Raw genomic sequence first — 769 nt, 5'->3', positions numbered from 1 at the left:
CTCCAGGGCAACGCGGTGATCAACCGCTCGGTCTATGGCGTGCCCTTCCACAATTCGACGCCGCTGCTCTACATCAACGCCGACAAGGCCAAGGAAGCCGGCCTCGATCCGAACAAGCCGCCGCAGACCTGGGCCGAGCTGACCGACTGGGCCAAGAAGCTCACCAAGCGCGAGGGCGACAAGGTGACCCAATGGGGCATCGCGATCCCCTGCGCCTATGACTATTGCGGCTGGATGATGGAAACGCTCACCATGAGCAATGGCGGGCGCTACTACAACGAGGAGTTCGGCGGCGAAGTCTATTACGACACGCCCTCGATGCTCGGCGCGCTGACCTGGTGGAACGACCTCGTCAGCAAGCACAAGGTGCATCCGCCCGGCGCGACGGCCGGTCCGGCCGTCAGCACCTCCTTCATCTCCGGCAACGCCGCGATGATCATGCTGTCCACGGGCTCGCTGACCTATGTGCGCGACAACGCCAAGTTCGCCTACAAGGTCGCCTTCATCCCGCGCAACGTCCGCAACGCCGTGCCGATCGGCGGCGCCTCGCTGATCGTTCCGGCCGGTCTCGAAGCCGACAAGCAGAAGGCTGCCTGGACGCTGATCAAGTGGATGACCTCGCCCGAGAAGAGCGCCTGGTGGAGCCGCGCCACCGGCTATTTCGCGCCCAACATGGCCGCCTACAAGACGCCTGACATGGTCGAGTTCCTGAGCAAGAACCCGGACGCCAAGACTGCCGTCGAGCAGCTCGACGTCGCCAAGCCCTGGT

1 protein-coding gene is annotated in these 769 nt (G+C 64.4%); it reads left to right on the top strand.

Annotation, left to right across the window (positions count from 1 at the left end):
- The coding region (locus tag AC1D00_RS43695; protein WP_477015008.1) for an ABC transporter substrate-binding protein at positions 1-769 on the top strand (769 nt) is incomplete at both ends.

The organism is Bradyrhizobium sp. P2_E8 (assembly GCF_056403875.1).
Note: the sequence above shows the minus strand (reverse complement) of the source record. Positions and strands in the feature narration are given on the sequence as shown.